This is a genomic window from Mesorhizobium marinum (assembly GCF_040813675.1).
Lineage (GTDB): Bacteria > Pseudomonadota > Alphaproteobacteria > Rhizobiales > Rhizobiaceae > Mesorhizobium_K > Mesorhizobium_K marinum.
In genome coordinates, this window is the sequence record NZ_JBFOCI010000002.1 from 874049 (window position 1) to 892038 (window position 17990).

The 17990-nt window shown below is 67.0% G+C and carries 16 protein-coding genes; 3 read left to right on the top strand and 13 right to left on the bottom strand.

What is annotated here, in order from left to right; genetic code table 11:
- Window positions 1–39 precede the first annotated feature (39 nt).
- From ABUE31_RS09810 to ABUE31_RS09825, 4 genes are read right to left on the bottom strand one after another with little or no spacing between them, the layout of a single operon-like run.
- Complete coding sequence (locus tag ABUE31_RS09810; RefSeq protein ID WP_367723353.1) at window positions 40–882, bottom strand: metal ABC transporter permease; 843 nt, start codon at window positions 880–882, stop codon at window positions 40–42.
- 10 nt (window positions 883–892) lie between these two features.
- Entirely contained in the window at window positions 893–1753 is an 861-nt protein-coding gene (locus ABUE31_RS09815; RefSeq protein ID WP_367723354.1) for a metal ABC transporter permease, read from the bottom strand.
- Window positions 1750–2646, bottom strand: a complete 897-nt coding sequence (locus ABUE31_RS09820; RefSeq protein WP_367723355.1) for a manganese/iron ABC transporter ATP-binding protein — start codon at window positions 2644–2646, stop codon at window positions 1750–1752. Before ABUE31_RS09820 ends, ABUE31_RS09815 begins: the two co-directional genes overlap by 4 nt.
- On the bottom strand, window positions 2643–3530 hold the full coding sequence (locus ABUE31_RS09825) for a metal ABC transporter substrate-binding protein (protein WP_437344097.1): 888 nt from the start codon (window positions 3528–3530) through the stop codon (window positions 2643–2645). Before ABUE31_RS09825 ends, ABUE31_RS09820 begins: the two co-directional genes overlap by 4 nt.
- A 166-nt stretch (window positions 3531–3696) precedes the next feature.
- Between ABUE31_RS09825 and ABUE31_RS09830 the strand changes: the two genes are divergently transcribed.
- The 3 genes from ABUE31_RS09830 to mgrA all read left to right on the top strand — a co-directional run bounded on the left by ABUE31_RS09830 (window position 3697) and on the right by mgrA (window position 6723).
- Complete coding sequence (locus tag ABUE31_RS09830; protein WP_367723356.1) at window positions 3697–4128, top strand: Fur family transcriptional regulator; 432 nt, start codon at window positions 3697–3699, stop codon at window positions 4126–4128.
- A gap of 98 nt (window positions 4129–4226) precedes the next feature.
- Window positions 4227–5645 carry an NADP-dependent phosphogluconate dehydrogenase gene (gene gnd / locus ABUE31_RS09835; protein ID WP_367723357.1) on the top strand — a complete coding sequence of 473 codons (1419 nt, stop codon included), beginning with the start codon at window positions 4227–4229 and terminating at the stop codon, window positions 5643–5645.
- 28 nt (window positions 5646–5673) lie between these two features.
- Window positions 5674–6723 carry an L-glyceraldehyde 3-phosphate reductase gene (gene mgrA / locus ABUE31_RS09840; protein WP_367723358.1) on the top strand — a complete coding sequence of 350 codons (1050 nt, stop codon included), beginning with the start codon at window positions 5674–5676 and terminating at the stop codon, window positions 6721–6723.
- A 107-nt stretch (window positions 6724–6830) separates the two neighbouring features.
- Here the strand turns inward: mgrA and tatC are convergent, their stop codons facing one another.
- From tatC to argS, 9 genes are all read right to left on the bottom strand, one after another.
- Window positions 6831–7691, bottom strand: coding sequence for a twin-arginine translocase subunit TatC (gene tatC, locus ABUE31_RS09845; protein ID WP_367723359.1), 861 nt, complete (start codon window positions 7689–7691; stop codon window positions 6831–6833).
- Window positions 7688–8248, bottom strand: coding sequence for a Sec-independent protein translocase protein TatB (gene tatB / locus ABUE31_RS09850; protein ID WP_367723360.1), 561 nt, complete (start codon window positions 8246–8248; stop codon window positions 7688–7690). Before tatB ends, tatC begins: the two co-directional genes overlap by 4 nt.
- 41 nt (window positions 8249–8289) lie before the next feature.
- Complete coding sequence (locus tag ABUE31_RS09855) at window positions 8290–8514, bottom strand: twin-arginine translocase TatA/TatE family subunit (RefSeq protein WP_367723361.1); 225 nt, start codon at window positions 8512–8514, stop codon at window positions 8290–8292.
- A 36-nt stretch (window positions 8515–8550) separates the two neighbouring features.
- Window positions 8551–9669 carry an ABC transporter ATP-binding protein gene (locus tag ABUE31_RS09860; protein WP_367723362.1) on the bottom strand — a complete coding sequence of 373 codons (1119 nt, stop codon included), beginning with the start codon at window positions 9667–9669 and terminating at the stop codon, window positions 8551–8553.
- Between the two features lie 48 nt (window positions 9670–9717).
- Window positions 9718–10476, bottom strand: a complete 759-nt coding sequence (scpB, locus tag ABUE31_RS09865; protein ID WP_367723363.1) for an SMC-Scp complex subunit ScpB — start codon at window positions 10474–10476, stop codon at window positions 9718–9720.
- Complete coding sequence (locus ABUE31_RS09870; protein ID WP_367723364.1) at window positions 10473–11276, bottom strand: segregation and condensation protein A; 804 nt, start codon at window positions 11274–11276, stop codon at window positions 10473–10475. The genes scpB and ABUE31_RS09870 overlap by 4 nt, the downstream gene beginning before the upstream one ends.
- 59 nt (window positions 11277–11335) lie before the next feature.
- On the bottom strand, window positions 11336–12361 hold the full coding sequence (gene nagZ / locus ABUE31_RS09875; RefSeq protein WP_367723365.1) for a beta-N-acetylhexosaminidase: 1026 nt from the start codon (window positions 12359–12361) through the stop codon (window positions 11336–11338).
- A gap of 122 nt (window positions 12362–12483) precedes the next feature.
- On the bottom strand, window positions 12484–16101 hold the full coding sequence (locus ABUE31_RS09880; RefSeq protein WP_367723366.1) for an SPOR domain-containing protein: 3618 nt from the start codon (window positions 16099–16101) through the stop codon (window positions 12484–12486).
- Between the two features lie 114 nt (window positions 16102–16215).
- Window positions 16216–17973: an arginine--tRNA ligase gene (argS, locus tag ABUE31_RS09885; protein ID WP_367723367.1), complete on the bottom strand. Its 1758-nt coding sequence runs from the start codon at window positions 17971–17973 to the stop codon at window positions 16216–16218.
- Between the last annotated feature and the right edge of the window lie 17 nt (window positions 17974–17990).

The following is a 17990-nucleotide window of genomic DNA, read 5'->3' on the forward strand; positions in this document are numbered from 1 at the left end:
TCACGCGCCGGCGAATTGCAAGCCCCCGCGGGGGACTGGCTAGACCGGGACTTCGGTGCGATCGCGGCTCGCGGCCCGCCGCCGCGAGACCAGGAAGGCGGCTGCGAAGCAGGCGCTGAGCAGGAGCACGATGGTCGGGGCCGGTGCGCTGTCGATAAAGAAGCTGAGATAGATGCCGGCGAGCGATGCCGTCACCGCCACGATCACCGACACCGCCAGCATGCGCTCGAAGCGTGTCGTCAGGAGAAAGGCGACCGCGCCCGGCGCGATCAGCAGCGCGACCGCCAGGATGATGCCGACCGCCTTCAGCGCGCCGACGATGGTCAGCGACAGCACCGAGAGCAGTCCGTAGTGGAGCAGCCGGACCGGAAGGCCGATGGCGCGCGCATGCTGGGGGTCGAAGGCGTGCAGCAGGAGGTCGCGCCGGAAAATGCCGATCGCCGCGACGCAGATGACGGCGATCAGCGCCGTCTGGCCGACGTCGCTCCAGGATACCCCGAGCATGTCGCCGAACAGGATGTGGTCGAGATGCACCTCGGTCTGGATTTTCGTGTAGAGCACGATGCCGAGCCCGAACATGCCCGAGAACACCACGCCCATGACGGTGTCCTCCTTGATCCGGCTGTTCTCCTTCAGATAGCCGGTCGCCAGCGCACAGAACATGCCGGCTGCGAAGGCGCCGATGGCGAGCGGGATGCCGGCGATGTAGGCGAGCACCACGCCTGGAAGCACGGCATGGCTGACGGCGTCGCCCATCAGCGACCAGCCTTTGAGCACCAGGAAGCAGGAGAGCAGGGCGGCCGGCACCGCGACCAGCAGCGCGATGGCGAAGGCCTGCTGCATGAACGGAAAGGCGAAAGGAAGGGTGAGCGTTTCGATCATCTGCCTGTCCCTATGCGCCCGCGTCCAGCTCCAGCCGCGCCCGCCGCCGCGACGCGAGCAGGCCGTGCTTGGGGGCAAAGACGAAGGCGACGAGGAAGATCAGCGTCTGCGCCACAACGATGATGCCGCCCGTTGCGCCGTCGAGGAAATAGCTTGCATAGGCGCCGACGAAGCTGGTCGTTGCGCCGATCGCCACCGAGATGACGATCAGCCGCGGGAAGCGGTCGCTCAGCAGATAGGCGGTCGCCCCGGGCGTCACCACCATCGCGATCACCAGGAACGCGCCGACCGTCTGCAGCGCCGCCACGGTCGAGGCCGCCAGCAGCGTGAAGAACATCACCTTGAGGCGGTCCGGGTTGAGGCCGATGGAGCGGGCGTGGTTCTCGTCGAAGAAGGCGACCATCAGGTCCTTCCACTTGACCAGCAGCACCGCCAGCGACACGCCGCCGATGATGACGAGCTGCAGCGTGTCGGCCGGCGTCACCGCGAGGATGTTGCCGAGAACGATCGTCTGGATGTTCACGGATGCCGGCGACAGTGAGATCATGAACAGGCCGAGCCCGAAGAACGAGGTGAAGATCAGTCCGATGATGGCGTCTTCCCGGAGCTTGGTTCGCTGGTTGAGGAACAGCATCGCGCCCGCCGCCAGCCCGCCCGAGATGAACGCGCCGAAGGCGAAGGGGAGGCCGAGCATGTAGGCTCCTGCAACGCCCGGCACGATGGAATGGGACAGCGCGTCGCCGATCAGCGACCAGCCCTTCAGCATCAGATAGGCCGAAAGGAAGGCGCATACGCCGCCCACCAGCGCCGACACCCACATGGCGTTGACCATGTAGCCATAGGTGAACGGCTCCCAGAGGAGGTCGGTCATTTCGCGCGCTCGCCGGGATCGCCTGCGGCCTTTTCCTCGCCCGTGTCGTAGATGACGAGCGGCCGTTCGTCGTCGGTCAGCACGGTCACCGTGCGGCGGTCGTCGTCCTCGTGCAGGTCGGCGCCGCCGAGCGTGAACTCCCTCAGCACACCGCCGAAAGCCTGTTCGAGGTTGGCCTGGGTGAACACGTCTGCGGTCGGGCCGTGGCAGAGCACCGTGCGGTTGATCAGGATGGCGCGGTCGCAGAAGCGCGGCACGCTGCCGAGATTGTGGGTGGACACCAGCATCACTCGCCCCTCGTCGCGCAGCGACTGGAGGAGCGCGATGATCGCCTCCTCGGTGCGAACGTCGACGCCGGTGAAGGGTTCGTCGAGCAGGATGACCTTGCCGTCCTGCGCCAGTGCGCGCGCCAGGAAGACGCGCTTCTTCTGTCCGCCGGAGAGTTCGCCGATCTGGCGCTTGCGGAAGGCCGCCATGCCGACGCGCTCCAGCGCCTGGTCGACCGCCTCGCGGTCGCGGCTTCGCGCGATGCGCAGCATGTTCATGTGGCCGTACCGGCCCATCATCACGACGTCTTCGACCAGCACCGGGAAGTTCCAGTCGACGTCCTCGCTCTGCGGGACGTAGGCGACGATATTGCGTTTCAGCGCCTCTGGAGCCGGCATCCCGAGCACGGTGACCGAACCGGCCGCCAGCGGCACGAAACCCATGATCGCCTTGAACAGCGTCGACTTGCCCGACCCGTTGACCCCGACCAGCGCCGTGATCGTGCCGCGCGGAATGGCGAAGGACGCGTCGCGCAGGGCGGTGTGGCCGTTGCGATAGGTGACCGTCACGTGCTCGGCCTGGAGCCCGCCGCCGCCTTCCGGTTCGACCCTGATGGGGGCTGTCATTCCTGCAGGCCTTTCGCGATGGTCTGGGCGGTCACCGTCAGCAGGTCGAGATAGGTCGGAACCGGGCCGTCCGCGTCGCTCAGCGAATCGACGTAGAGCACGCCGCCGTATTTCGCCCCGGTCTCGCGCGCGATCTGCTTGGCCGGATTGGCTGAAACCGTACTCTCGCTGAAGACGGCGGGGATGTTGTTGGCGCGGATCGCGTCGATGACCTTGCGCACCTGCTGCGGCGTGCCCTGCTGGTCGGCATTGATCGGCCAGATATAGAGTTCCTTCAGGCCGAAGTCCCGCGCCAGGTAGCTGAAGGCGCCTTCGCTCGAGACCAGCCAGCGCCGGTCCTCGGGAATGTCGGCCAGCGCCTTGCGGATCGGTTCGACCTCGGCCTTGATCTTCTCCGAATAGTCGGCGGCGTTGCGGTTGTAGGTCTCGGCGTTCCCGGGGTCGTGCTCGGCCAGCGCCTTGCGGATGTTCTCGACATAGATCAGCGCCGCGTCTGGAGACATCCAGGCATGCGGATTGGGCTTGCCGGTATAGGGCCCCTCGGCGATCCCCATCGGCTCGACGCCGTCGGACACCACAACGCTCGGCACGTCGCTCAGATTGTTGAAGAAGCGCTCGAACCAGAGTTCCAGGTTGAGCCCGTTCCAGAAGATCAGCTGGGCGTCCTGCGCCCGCAGGATATCGCCCGGCGTCGGCTGGTAGTTGTGGATCTCGGCGTTCGGCTTGGTGATCGATTCGACGGTGGCGGCATCGCCCGCGACGTTCTGCGCAATGTCGGCGATCACGGTGAAGGTGGTGACGGCCTTGAACTTCTCCTGCGCGGCGGCCGGACCGGCCATGGCCATTGCGGCCGCAAGGGCGAGGGCGGTCGTCAGCAGTCTCATGGCATCCTCATGTCGGGGGGCGATGGATCGGAGCGCCATGTTCCATAGCAAGATCGCCGCGTTCGGTCAATGCAATTGCAAATCGTTTGCAAGAAACTCGGCGAAAAGTCGTGAAGCCAACCTGTTGCCTTTTGCAACTGGGTGTCATCTGGCGCATAGTGCGGCGATGAAGAAACGGCCTCAGAAACGGCTCGACTACGAGAAGGAGCTGCGCAGGGCGGGCGTGCGCATCACGCGCCCGCGCCGGACCATTCTCGGCATCCTGTCGCAGACAGAAGACCATCCCGACGCGCTCGAAATCTTTCGCCGCGCGGTGGCGGTCGATCCCTCCATCTCGCTTTCCACCGTCTACCGCACGATGAAGCTGCTGGGCGACATGGGCGCCATCCACCGCCACGCCTTCGAGGGCGGCCCATCGCGCTTCGAACATGCGTCCGGTGAACATCACGATCATCTGATCGACATCGAGACCGGCGACGTCATCGAGTTCAAGTCGGATCGCATCGAGCAGTTGCAGGACGAGATCGCGAAATCGCTCGGCTACGACATCGTGCATCACCGGCTGGAACTGTACGGACGAAAGCGTCGCGCAGGCTGATCGGCCGTGCGTGTTGACGAAGCTCGGGCCCGGCGTCAAACATCGCGCCCCGGAGTTCTGCCCGAAACATGGTTCGCGGCGTATGGAGGAATGGAATGATGGCGGATGCCGAAATCGGACTGATTGGCCTCGGCGTGATGGGATCCAACCTGGCGCTGAACATCGCCGAAAAGGGCAACCGCATCGCCGTCTTCAACCGAACCGCCTCGAAGACCCACGAGTTCCACCAGGATGCCGGCCCGCTGAGGGACAGGATCGTTCCCTGCGACACGATCGAGGCGCTGGCAGCGGCCATCCGCCCGCCGCGCCCCGTCATCATCATGGTGCAGGCCGGCGCGGCCGTCGACGAGCAGATCGCGCATTTGCGCGGGGTGCTCTCGGCAAACGACATCATGATCGACGCCGGCAACGCCAATTTCCGTGACACCATGCGCCGCTTCGGCGAACTCGAGGGATCGGGCCTGACCTTCATCGGCATGGGCGTGTCGGGCGGCGAGGAAGGCGCCCGCCACGGCCCGTCGATCATGGTCGGCGGCGCCGAGGCCTCCTGGAAGCGGGTCGAAAAGGTGCTGACGGCGATTGCCGCGAAATATGAAGGCGAGCCGTGCGCGGCGTGGCTCGGCCCGGACGGCGCCGGCCACTTCGTCAAGACGATCCACAACGGCATCGAATATGCCGACATGCAGATGATCGCCGAAATCTACGGCATCCTGCGCGACGGGCTGGGCATGGCGCCGAAGGAGATCGGCCAAGTCTTCGCGCGGTGGAACGAGGGGCGGCTCGATTCCTATCTCATCGAGATCACCGCAAGGGTCCTCGAGGCCGACGATCCCGAGACCGGCAAACCGATGGTCGACATGATCCTCGACCGCGCCGGCCAGAAGGGCACCGGCAAGTGGTCGGTGATCGAGGCGCAGCAACTCGGCGTTCCGGCAACGACCATCGAGGCGGCGGTCGCCGCCCGCGTCCTCTCCTCGCTGAAGGACGAGCGGGTTGCGGCACAGGCGGTCTACGGCGGCGGCGTCGCGCCATTTCCCGGCGGCAGGGACGAGGTGCTCGCCGATCTCGAGCTTGCGCTGTTCGCCGGCAAGGTCGCCGCCTATGCCCAGGGGTTCGCCGTCATGGCCGAGGCAAGCCGGGCGTTCGGCTGGAACCTGCCGCTGCCGACCATCGCGAAAATCTGGCGCGCCGGCTGCATCATCCGCTCGCAGTTCCTGGGCACGCTGGCGAAGGCCTTCTCCGGCGGCCCGGTCGCCAACCTGCTGATGACGCCGGCCTTCGTGCAGATGATGCAGGAGGCGAACCCGGCGCTACGACGGATCGTCGCCCGCTCGGCCGAGGCCGGCCTGCCGGTGCCTGCGCTGTCGTCGGCGCTCGGCTATTTTGACAGCTACCGGCTCGGCCGCGGCACCTCCAACCTGATCCAGGCACAACGCGACTTCTTCGGCGCGCATGGGTTCGAGCGCATTGATTCGTCCGGTGCGCACCACGGACCCTGGGGCAGCGGCGCTGCCTGAACCCGACCAAACCAAGAGGAATTGAACAATGAGCTGGCAACCCGCCGACAATCGTTATGAGGCGATGATCTACAACCGCTGCGGCAATTCGGGCCTCAAGCTGCCGGCGATCTCGCTCGGCCTGTGGCACAATTTCGGCGACGACACGCCGCACCAGGTCAAGCGCGCGATCTGCCGCAAGGCCTTCGACCTCGGCATCACCCATTTCGACCTCGCCAACAACTACGGTCCGCCCCCCGGCTCCGCCGAAACGGCCTTCGGCGACATCCTGCGCACCGACTTCGCGGGCTATCGCGACGAACTGGTCATCTCGTCGAAGGCGGGCTACGAGATGTGGCCGGGTCCCTACGGCGAATGGGGCAGCCGCAAATATCTGCTCGCCAGCCTCGACCAGAGCCTGAAGCGCATGGGGCTCGACTATGTCGACATCTTCTATTCCCACCGCTTCGATCCCGACACGCCACTCGAGGAGACGATGGGCGCGCTCGATACCGCCGTCAGGTCGGGCAAGGCGCTCTATGTGGGCATTTCCTCCTACAATTCGCAGCGCAGCCGCGAGGCCGCCTCGATCCTGCGTTCCATGGGAACGCCCTTCATCATCCACCAGCCCAGCTATTCGATGATCAACCGCTGGGTCGAGGAGGACGGCCTGCTCGACACGCTGGACGGCCTCGGCGTCGGTTCCATCGTGTTTTCGCCGCTCGCCCAGGGCATGCTCACCGGCAAATATCTCGGCGGCGTTCCCGATGACAGCCGCGCCGCCCAGGGCAAGTCGCTGCGGCAGTCGTTCCTGAACGAGCAGACGCTCGCCAACATCAGGGCGCTGAACGACATCGCGCAGAAGCGCGGGCAGACGCTGGCGCAGATGGCGCTTGCCTGGGTGCTGCGCGGCGGGCGGGTGACCTCCGCCCTCATCGGCGCCAGCCGGGTCAGCCAGGTCGAGGACTGCGTCGGCGCCCTGGGCAATCTGGACTTCAGCGATGCCGAGCTCGGCGAGATCGACCGCTACGCCCGCGAGGCGAACGTCAATCTGTGGGCGAAGTCCGCGGAACGGGAAGGACCGCCGCGCAAGGCCTGAGCGGCCCTTCGCGAAGTCGAGAAGCCTGAACGGACACAAAGGCGGCGGCCTTGTCGCCGCCTTTTCGGTCCAGCGCCTTTGGCAATGCCCGTGCCTGACGGAGTGACCTATTCGGCCGGCGATGCGCCGCTGCCGGCGGTCGAGGCCGCGTCGGCGGCTTCCTCTTTCTCGCGCGCCAGCCTTTCGGCCTCGCGCTTGCGCTCGACCCACCGCGCGGCCCAGATCGAAACCTCGTAGAGGATGATGGTCGGCACTGCCAACCCGATCTGGCTGACCGGATCGGGCGGGGTAAGCACGGCGGCCACGACGAAGGCGATCACGATCGCCCATTTGCGCTTGTCGGCCAGCGCCTCGGAGGACAGGAGCCCGACGCGCGCCATCAGCGTGGTCACCACCGGCAGCTGGAACACCAGACCGAAGGAGAAGATCAGCGTCATGATGAGGCTGAGATACTCCGACACCTTCGGCAGCAGCGATATCTCGACCTCGCCATCGGCTCCGGTCTGCTGCATGGCCAGGAAGAACCACATCACCATCGGGGTGAAGAAGAAGTAGACAAGGGCCGCGCCGGTCAGGAACAGGATCGGCGAGGCGATGAGGAAGGGCAGGAAGGCGCTGCGCTCGTTCTTGTAGAGGCCGGGCGCGACGAACTTGTAGATCTGCGCCGCGATCACCGGGAAGGCGATCACCAGGCCGCCGAACATGGCGAGCTTGATCTGCGTGAAAAAGAATTCCTGCGGCGCCGTGTAGATCAGCTCGACTTTTTGGTTGGCCAGATCGGCCCAGGAGACCGCCCACTGGAACGGGATGACGAGCAGGTTGAACAGCTGCTTGGCGAAGAAGAAGCAGACCAGGAAGGCGATGAAGAAGCCGCCCAGCGACCACATCAGCCGCGAGCGCAGCTCGATCAGGTGTTCGATGAGCGGCGCCGACGACTTGTCGACCTCGTCCTGGTCGTTGGTGCTCACGTCGGGCTGCTTTCGGTTTTCTTCTTGGCGCGGGAAGCCCTGGGCTTGGCGGCCGTCGCGGCGCCGGCTGGCTTCTTCGCAGCCTTGGGCTTCGCGGGTTTGGCGGCCGGCTGCGCCGCGGCGAGGTCGGCGGGCGGGCTGGACGGCAAGGGGGCCGCTGGCGTGGCGGCCGCCGGTTCCCCGGGCATGGCGGTGGCGCCGCCCTTCAGAGGTTCGGCCGCCGTTGCGGTCGCCGACGCCGGTTCAGGCGGCTTGGGCTTCAGCGTGTCGAGGCCGGCGCGGACGTCTGCCGCAGCCTTCTCGAACGGATTGAGCTGCTTCTTGATCTCGTGGGTCGGGTTCAGGCTTCTGAGCGTGTCGACCGACTTCTTGACGTCGTCGAGCTCTGCTTCCTTAAGCGCCTCGTTGAACTGCTTCTGGAAGTCGTTGGCCATCGAGCGCAGCTTCGCCGTCGATCTGCCGAAGGTGCGCAGCATCTTCGGCAGATCTTTCGGTCCGACGACCACGATCAGGATGACCGCGATCACCAACATCTCGGTCCAGCCGATGTCGAACATGGCCTGCGCCCAGCTCCCTTGGGATCACCCGTTGCCGAGCGTCAGCTCTTGGAAGCCTTTTCCTTGCCTGCGGTGTTCAGCGCCTCGTCGGCGCGATGCTCGACGGTCTTGGCGTCTTCGGCCGTGTCGTCGTCGGCCATGCCCTTCTTGAAGCTCTTGATGCCCTTGGCCATGTCGCCCATCAGCTCGGGAATCTTGCCGCGGCCGAACACCAGAAGCACGACGACCAGCACGATCAGCCAGTGCCAGATTGAAAAGGAACCCATTGCTACTCTCTTCCCATGTTGTTCTCTGGCTACGATCTATGCGTTTTCTGCGCCGGTTTCAAACACAAGTACGTCAGAGTTTCGCAGCGAAAGCCAGATATCTCGTGCATCCGGGGACAATGCGCCGCAGCGGATGCGCGCGCGGACGGGCCTTTCGGCGCCCGGCACGGCGAATTCGATGAGTTCGACGACCCCGAGATAGCGACGCGACAGCACGCGCGCCTCGAATGCGCCTTCGACCGAACCGATGTCGAAGCCCGACAGGCGCACGGCCACGGTCGCGAGCGCGCCGTCGGCCAGGCCCCGCGCCTCGACCCTGCCCACCGCCGTCTCGGCATGACCGCCGGCCACCCGGGCGGAAAACAGGTTGAGTTCGGAGAAGAAGCCGGCGGCGAACAGGTTGGCCGGGTTGAGATAGATTTCCTCGGCGCGGCCGTGCTGCACCAACCGGCCGTCCTTCAGCAGCGCGATGCGGTCGCCGAGGCGCATCGCCTCTTCCGCATCGTGGGTGACGACGATCGCCGTGGCGCGGCTTTCGCGCAGGATGGCAAGCGTTTCGGCGCGCACGCTGTCCTTCAGGCGCGAATCGAGGCCCGAAAAGGGCTCGTCCATCAGGAGAACGGCGGGCCGGGGCGCCAGCGCCCGCGCCAGCGCGACGCGCTGCTGCTCGCCGCCGGAGAGGACGTGCGGGAAGGAAAGGGCATGATGTTCGAGGCCGACGCGGGCAAGCGCGATATGCGCTTCGCGGCGCGCTTCCTCGCGCGAAAGGGCGGTCAGGCCGAAGCGGACGTTGTCCAGGATGGTAAGGTGCGGGAAAAGCGCGAAATCCTGGAAGACGAGCCCGATCGAGCGCTGCTCCGGCGGCAGGAAGACGGCGGGGCCGGCGATCTCGCGCTCGTTCAAGAGCACGCGGCCCGAAGTCTGCGGCTCGATGCCCGCGGCAATCCTGAGCAGGGTCGTCTTGCCCGACCCCGAGGGGCCGAGCAGGCAGAGCACTTCGCCCGGCTCCGCCTGGAGGCTGATGCCGTCAAGCGTCCGGCGGTCCGCTGTGAAGGCGTGGCTGACGTTTTCGAAAGCGAGCCTGGCCGCGAAGGTGACGCCGGCCGTGACGCGTGCTGCGACCTGCGCTTCTCTGGGAGAGTCCTGCGACCTCAACGACCAACTCCGGTGCGGCGGAAGCAGGGCTACGCTTCCGCCTGCGGGTCAATCATCTGTCACCCTGGGTGTCAACAGGCCGAGTTCCTCGAGGTCCACGTCAGTCAGTGGGTCCTCGTCCTCGGTCAGGAGATCGGGATCAGACGGTGGTACCGGCATCGAGAAATTGGCAGGCATGCGGGCCGCCAGCAGCCCGGCGCCCTTCAGTTCTTCCATGCCGGGCAGGTCGCGGATTTCCTCGAGCGCGAAATGGTCGAGGAAATTGTCGGTCGTGCCGTAGGTGACCGGGCGGCCCGGCGTCCGCCGCCGCCCGCGCATGCGGATCCAATCCGTCTCCATCAGCGTGTCGAGCGTCCCCTTGGAGGTCTCGACGCCGCGGATGTCCTCGATTTCGGCGCGGGTCACCGGCTGGTGATAGGCGATGATCGCGAGCACCTCCAGCGCGGCGCGCGACAGCTTCTTCTGCTGCACCGTGTCTCGGCTCATCAGGAAGGCCAGGTCGCCGGCCGTCCGGAAGGCCCAGGCGTCGCCAACGCGCACCAGGTTGACGCCGCGGCGCGCATAGATCTCCTGCAGTTCCTGCATCACCGCCGGGATATCAAGCCCGTCGGGCAGGCGCTGCGCGATCTGCTTCTCCGCGACAGGCTCGGCGCTGGCGAACACGATGGCTTCGGCCATGCGCACCGCCTCGGCGATCTGCAGCCGTTCGGCAGGGTTGCGAAGCGCGGTGTCGGTGTCGCCCGGCTCGGCGGCAGGCGCCTCGACGGCCGGAAAAGGAACGACGGAAGCGTTTGCGCTTTCGGTCATGTCACCACCTCGATGGGCTTCTTGGCGGGTTGCTGGCGGCCGCGCAGGTAGAGCGGCGCAAAAGCCTGCTCCTGGCGCGCTTCGAGCGTGCCTTCGCGGATGAGCTCCAGGCTCGCGGCGAAGGAACTTGCGATCGCCGTCGCCCGGTCCTCCGGCGTGGTCAGGTACTTGATCAGGAACTGGTCGAGCGCCGTCCAGTCGCCGAGTTCGCCGATCAGTCGGGTAAGCACCTCGCGCGCATCCTTCAAGGACCAGACGCCGCGCTTGGCGATATTGACGCGGTCGATCGCCTGCCGCTGGCGCTGGATCGCATAGGCGCTGAGCAGGTCGTAGAGCGTTGCCGACCATTCGTTGCGCTTCTCGATGATGACCAGTTCCGGCATGCCGCGCCGGAAGACGTCGCGGCCGAGCCGGTTGCGGTTGACGAGGCGCGCGGCCGCGTCGCGCATGGCTTCGAGGCGCTTCAGGCGGAACTGCAGCACCGCCGCGAGTTCCTCGCCCGATTCGCCCTCGTCGCCGGGCTGCTTCGGGATCAGCAGCTTCGACTTCAGGAAGGCGAGCCAGGCCGCCATCACGAGGTAGTCGGCGGCGAGTTCGAGGCGCAGCTTGCGCGCGGTCTCGATGAAGATGAGGTACTGTTCGGCGAGCGCCAGCACGGAGATGCGGGCGAGATCGACCTTCTGGTTGCGCGCCAGGTGGAGCAGCAGGTCGAGCGGTCCCTCGAAGCCGGCGACATCAACCACCAGCGCCGGGTCGTCGGAGGTGCGCGACTCGTCGTTGTCCGCCCACAGTCGGTCCATGGGCGCCGCTTTTCCAGCCTTGCTTTCCGCAGCTTCCGCCAAGGCCTTCCCTTCTTCTCCTACGCGACGGCCGTCGCTTCGAAATAGGACGCAAATTCCGCGCGGACTTCCGCTTCGTCGGCCGCGTCCAGGTCGCTGATCCGGGCAAGCGCCCGTTTCGCGCGTTCCAGCGAGGTTCCTTCGAGCCCCCGCGTCCGCGAGGCGATGCCCGCCATTTCCCCCATGTCTCCGTTGCAGTGAAGGACGATATCGCAGCCCGCGGCAAGGATCGCGGCGGCTTTCGACGGGAAATCCCCAGAAAGCGCCTTCATAGAGGTGTCGTCGCTGATCAGCAGCCCGTCGAACCCGATCTCGCCGCGGATGACCTGGTCGATGACCTTGCCCGAGGTGGTGGCGGGATTGACCGGGTCGATCGCGCTGAAGACGACATGCGCGGTCATGCCGATCGGCAGGTCGGCCAGTTCGCGGAAGGGCGCGAAATCGTGCCGCTGCAGCTCGCCGAGGCTTGCCGTCACCGTGGGAAGCTCGAAATGCGTGTCCGCCAGCGCCCGGCCGTGTCCGGGCATGTGCTTCATGACCGGCAGGACGCCGCCCGCCATCAGCCCGTCGGCTGTCGCCCGCCCGAGTGCGGCGACGATTTCGGGCCTGTTGCCGTAGGCGCGTGATCCTATGGCGTCGCTGGCGCCGTCGACCGGCACGTCGAGTACCGGCAGGCAGTCGACGGTGATGCCGTAACGGCGCAGGTCGAAGGCGTGCAGGCGCGCCAGCAGCCAGGCCGCCCGCTCGCCTTCGTCGTGATCGTCCTGCCAGAGCGCCCCAAGCGCGGCGCCGGCCGGATAGTTCGGCGCGAGCGGCGGGCGGATGCGCTGCACGCGGCCGCCCTCCTGGTCGATGAACACCGGCGCATCGTCGCGTCCGACGCAGTCGCGCATTTCGGCGACAAGATCGCGGATCTGCTCGGTCTCGCTGATGTTGCGCGCGAACAGGATGAAGCCCCATGGGCATTCGCCCCGGTAGAACCGGACTTCCTCGCGGCTCAGCGTTCTGCCCTGGCACCCGAGGACCATGGCTTTTGATTCGGTCATCGCGTTATTTTACTCCAACTGGCGCCCCGCGCACCACCGGCCGGCCCGGCATCGCCCGGAAACAAAGGAAACGGCGCGGCTGGGCCGCGCCGTTCTTCCGTGTCCCGGATGCTTTTGGGCGACTACCTCGAGACGAAGCAGTTGCCGCCTGCAGCCTTGTAGTTCTCGCAGAGCCCGATCGCCTCGTTGCGGCTGTTCGCCGGCACGCGGACCCGCCAGAACGTGCCCTTGCCCGAAATCTCGGCCTTCACGATGTTGACTTCGCGGCCTTCAAGCACGGCGCCGTAGCGGCGAAGCAGGTTCTGGTAGGACGCCTGCGCCGCCTCCTGGCTGGGCTGGGACGCGATCTGCATGGCCCAGCCCGAGCTCGCCGCCGCCGTCGCGGTCGCCGCGGCGACCTGGTCCGGCTGCACCTCGCCGACGACGTCGATCGGCTGGTCGGCGGGACGCAGCGGCGCGATCGGCACCGTGTCGGGCATGGACGCGACGTCGTCGACGCCCTCGTCGGCCGCCGGCAGTTCGGCTTCGGCCGCGGTGGTCTCCTCCGGTGCGGTCTGCGCCTCGGGCAGCGCGCCGGTCGATTCGACGGCGTCGGGCTGCGGAATGGCGGGTGCCGGGGCAGCCTCAGGCGTCGCCGCGGCGATCGCCTGGGTCGGCTCCGCGGCCGCGGTCTCAGGCTCGTCCTCGCGCGGCACAAGCGTGCCGTCGGGCTTCACCACCATGGTGCGCACCTTGCGCGGCGCGACGGCCACGAGTTCCGCATCGGTCTTGTTTTCCGCATCCTCGAGGATCTGCTCGATGCGATCCTCGCTCTTGCCGGACGCGTTCGCCGTGTCTTCGGCGGCCGACGGCATCACGTCCACCGGCTCCTCGGTGGTGCTCACCAGCTTTTCCTGCTGCGTCGCGCTGCCGGCTTCGCTGTCCCCGGCGACGGTTTCGTAGACCTTGCTGTCCTGGTTCGGCACGGTGGCGCCGCCCGGGTTTTCCGGCCGGACCTTTACCGGATCGTCGTCCGCCCTGACGATTGCCGGCGCGTCGTCTCCGCCGCCGAAGGAAAGGGCGAAGGCCCCGATCGCGCCGATCAGCGCGACGCCGCCGACGAGCCCGGCCACCATCAGGCCGCGCGAGCGCGTACCGCGGGTCTGCGCCGCCACCGGGTGCGCCGCTGCGATGTCCTGGTCGAGGTCGGGATCGTACTGGTAGTCGTCGGCGGCGAAGCGCGCGTCCGGCTGGACGGCGTTGCCGGGCAGGTCGCGGGCGTCGAAGCCGAACGCGTCCTGGTCGATGTCGTCGTAGGCCCTGGACCGGGCCGGCTGCGCGCCGTGGACCGCGGCCGCGACTTTTGTCTCGTAGGGCCGGGCGCTGAAACCGCCGAGCAGAGGGTCTTCCTCCTCGGGGAGCTCGGCCTGCTCGGCGTTCATCTCGCTCAGCAGCGACGAGAACTCGCTATCGAGATCGTCATAGGCCGCCACCGGAGGAAGGTCGTCCTCCTCGGGGAGTTCGGGGATGTCGAGATCGTCGGCCAGCGCGATCGCATGGTCGCCCACCTCGATCGTCTCGACTTCCGGCGGCTCCTCGAAGGCGTCGGCGATGTCGACGTCCCCGCCATCGTCGTATTGATCGTAGTAGCCGGCGGGCGCGGTGCCCGCGGCGACGCTCATCGCGCGGCCGTAGGGGGTCTCCGGCTCCTTGCGCGAATATTTCTCGGCAAGCTGCGTGATGATGTCGAGCGGGTCTTCCTTCATCGGATTTCCGCGCACCACCGGGTCGCGATGCGGGCTGTCGCGCCGGGCATCGCTGCTCGCCGCCGGCTGGCGGGGCTGCGCGAACCGGGCGGCGGGCTCGAAGGCACGCGACCCGAGGCCGGCCGCCGCTGCCGCCGCAAGCGCGCCGCCAGGGTACGACGCTTCCTTCTCCGGAACGGCCGCGTCCGCCAGTTCCGCGAACATGTCTTCCAGGTCGACCGGCGCCGGCTCGTCCCAGTTGTCGGGGCGCGCCGCATAGCCGGGCAGAGGTTCCGGAGAATAGCCTCCGCCGTAACGGTCGTGTTCCGCAGGGTACGAGGGGGCTTCGTAGGCCGACATGGCGTCTTCCTCCGGCGCGGCCTCGGTGAAGGCTTCCTCGAGTTCCCAGTTCAGGTTGTCGTCGATGTCGACGGGATGCTCGGGCGCATCGACGCCGACGGGAGCATAGGCGTCGTGCCCGGGCTCGGCGTAGTCGGCTGCCCCGGTCGAACCGAAAACACCCTGGCTCCGCGGCTCATAGGCCGGCGGCACATAGGGGGACGGCTCGAAAGCGGGCGCTTCGAAGGCCTGCGGAGGCGTTGCCGGGGCGCTCGCCACGGTCGGCTTGGCGTCAGGCTGGGCTACGGACTTCAGGTTGCCGAGCAGGGCGTTGAGTTCGTCCTCGAGGTTGAATTGGGGCTGCGCCGGCGCCGCAGTCGCCTCGCGCTGGCGGAATTCCTCGGCGGCGACGTCCATCGGCGAGGTCGGCAGCTTGCGCGGGGCCGCCGCCTGCAGCGCTGGAAAGGCGTCGGCGGGCGTGGAAGGCAGGCTGTAGGTTTCCGCGGACACCGCCTCGGTTGCGATCTCGACGTCGGGGGTAAATGCGGCAACGGGTTCGGCTTGCGCCGCGTCGCCTGAGGGTTCCTCGGTGACCGTGAAGTCGAGGTCGTCGAAGGAGAACGGCTCCGGCGCCGGCTGGGTCTCGTCAGTTGCGGCGACCGGAGGCTCGGCGGTGATATCGAGGTCGTCGGCGCTGAACTGGAATGCGCTCTCGTCGATCTCGGGCGGGCTCTCGACAGCCTCGGGCTGGTCCACCGGACTGCCGGCCAGGGCCGGTTCCTCTTCTTCGAGGGTGAAGTCGCTTTCGTCGAACAGCGCGAGGTCGACGCCGTCCGCCTCGATGGCGGTGGAGGCTGCAACGGGTGCCTCGGCGCCGGGCTGATCGGACGGTGCCGCCTCGAACGCCGGCTCGTCGGCCATGAAATCGGCCATCGCCGCGTCGAGATTGTCTTCGAGGGCGGCGTCCTGGGCAACCGCCTCCGGCGTTGTCGGCAGGGCAGGCGCGCGCAGGCTCTCGTCAAGCCCGTGCATGTCCTCTTCCGTCAGGCCGAGGTCGAATACCGGCTCGTCGTTTGCCGGAAGCGGGTCCTCGAGCGGGCCCCCCGCTGCGGCGAACGCCGCCTCGAACTCGCCATCGAATTCGGGTTCCTGCTGGACGGGATTCTGTTCGTCGAACGCTTCGGGGGCGGCCATCGCCGCCTCGAACTCGCCGGAAAAGTCGAAATCGACGTCACGCGTCTCGGGGGTGTCGAATGCCGCCTCGGCGATGGCGGGCGACGCGTCGAGCTGCGCTTCGCCCACGGGCTCATAGGCCTCGTCCGGCGCGGCCATCGCAGCCTCGAAAGTGCTCGAGAAGTCGAAATCGGTTTCGGGAAGGCGCGGTTCGGCGATTTCCGGGCCGCTGGCAGCCTCCGGCTCAAATGCGGGTTCGGCCGCCGTGTCGGTGTGGTCGTCCTCGAGGTCGAAGCTGCCGAGCAGTTCCTTCTCGAGGTCGAGGCTGAAATCGTCCTCGGCCGAAGCCGGTTCCGCCGCGGCAGGCTCGGGCAGCGGCTCCGGCGCGGGCTGCCTGGCAGGCTGCCGCGGGTCGAAGCCCATGATCCTGGTTAGTTCCGCAAAGGGATCGTCGTCCGCAAGGTCGACCTGATCGGCGATTTTCAGCTGGTTCTTGTCTGCCATCGTTTCCCGAACTCGCACACATTCGGACGCCTTGACGTCGCGCAGGGTTGGTCCCTACCAGCGCAATGTGGGCAAAAGGTGACAGGTTCTTGTTCGGTTCTGGCCCTGTTCGACCTAGCGCATCTCTTTCGGCGCGTCCGCTCCGATCAACGCCAGGCCGGAAGTCAACACATCCGAAACAGCCTGCACCAGCCCGAGTCTGGCAGACGTCAATATTGGATCGTTAACCTTAACAAAACGTAAGTCGTCGTTGTCGGCGCCCCGGTTCCAGTGCGCATGCAGCGCGCTGGCGAGGTCGTACAGATAGAAGGCCATGCGGTGCGGCTCGTGCGCCAGCGCTGCGGCTTCGATCATGCGCGGATACTCGGCGAGCTTGCGTATCAGGCCGAGTTCGCCCTCGTCGGTTAGCAGATGCCCGGTCGCGGCCAGCGCTTCGCGGCCGAACGCCATGTCAGGGAACTGCTCGCGCGCCTGGCGGAAGACCGAATGGCAGCGCGCGGAAGCGTACTGCACGTAGAACACCGGGTTGTCCTTCGACTGCTCGGTGACCTTCGCGAAGTCGAAGTCGAGCGGCGCATCGTTCTTGCGGTAGAGCATCATGAAGCGGATCGGGTCGCGGCCGACCTCCTCCACCACTTCGCGCAGCGTGACGAAGTCGCCCGAGCGCTTCGACATGCGCACAGGCTCGCCGCCGCGGTAGAGCTTCACAAGCTGGCAGAGCAGCACCGTAAGCGTCACGCGGCCGTTGGTGACGGCCTTGGCGAGCGCTTCCAGCCGCTTGACGTAGCCGCCGTGGTCCGCGCCCAGCACGTAGATCAGTTCGTCGAAGCCGCGATCCACCTTGTCCTTGAGGTAGGCAACGTCCGCGGCGAAATAGGTGAATGAGCCGTCCGACTTGACCAGCGGCCGGTCCATGTCGTCGCCGACCTCGGTCGAGCGGAACAGCGTCTGCTCGCGGTCTTCCCAGTCGTCCGGCTTCTCGCCCTTGGGCGGCGGCAGCTTGCCCTTGTAGATGTGGCCCTTGAGCGTCAGGTCGTTGATCGCCGCGCGGATCGCCCTGGCGCCGTCGGCATGCAGCGTGCGCTCGGAGAAGAACACGTCGTGATGCACATTGAGGAGCGCCAGGTCCTCCTTGATCATGCCCATCATGGCGTCGACCGTGCGGTCCTTGACGATGGCGAGCGCCTCGTCCTCGGGCATCTGCAGCAGGCCGCGCCCGAAATCGGCGGCGAGCGCCCGGCCGACAGGGATCAGGTAGTCGCCCGGGTAGAGGCCGGGCGGAATCTCTCCGATGGTTTCGCCCAGTGCCTCGCGGTAGCGCAGGAAGGCCGAGCGGCCGAGCACGTCGATCTGCGAGCCGGCGTCGTTGATGACATATTCCTTGGTCACCTCGTAGCCGGCGAAGGCGAGCAGGTTGGCAAGAGCGTCGCCGACCACCGCGCCGCGGCAATGGCCGACATGCATCGGGCCGGTCGGGTTGGCCGAGACATATTCGACATTCGTCTTTGTCCCGGCGCCGATGGTCGAGCGGCCGAAATCGGTGCCGGCGGCCAGCATCGAGGCGAGTTGCGCCTGCCAGAACGCGTCGGAGAGCTTCATGTTGACGAAGCCGGGACCGGCGACGTCCACGCCCACCACGTCGCCGTCGGCGCGCAGTGCTGCGGCGATGGTTTCGGCCAGCGCGCGCGGATTCTGGCCGGCGGGCTTCGCCAGCACCATGGCCGCGTTGGTGGCGAGGTCGCCATGGCTGGCGTCGCGCGGCGGCTCGACGGTCACGCGCGAAAGATCGAGCGGCGCGCCGTCCTTGTCGGTCAGGCCAAGCGCCTCGACGGCCTTGACGACCCGCGCGTTGAAATCGGCGAAGATGTTCATGTCGGTCTCTGGATGTT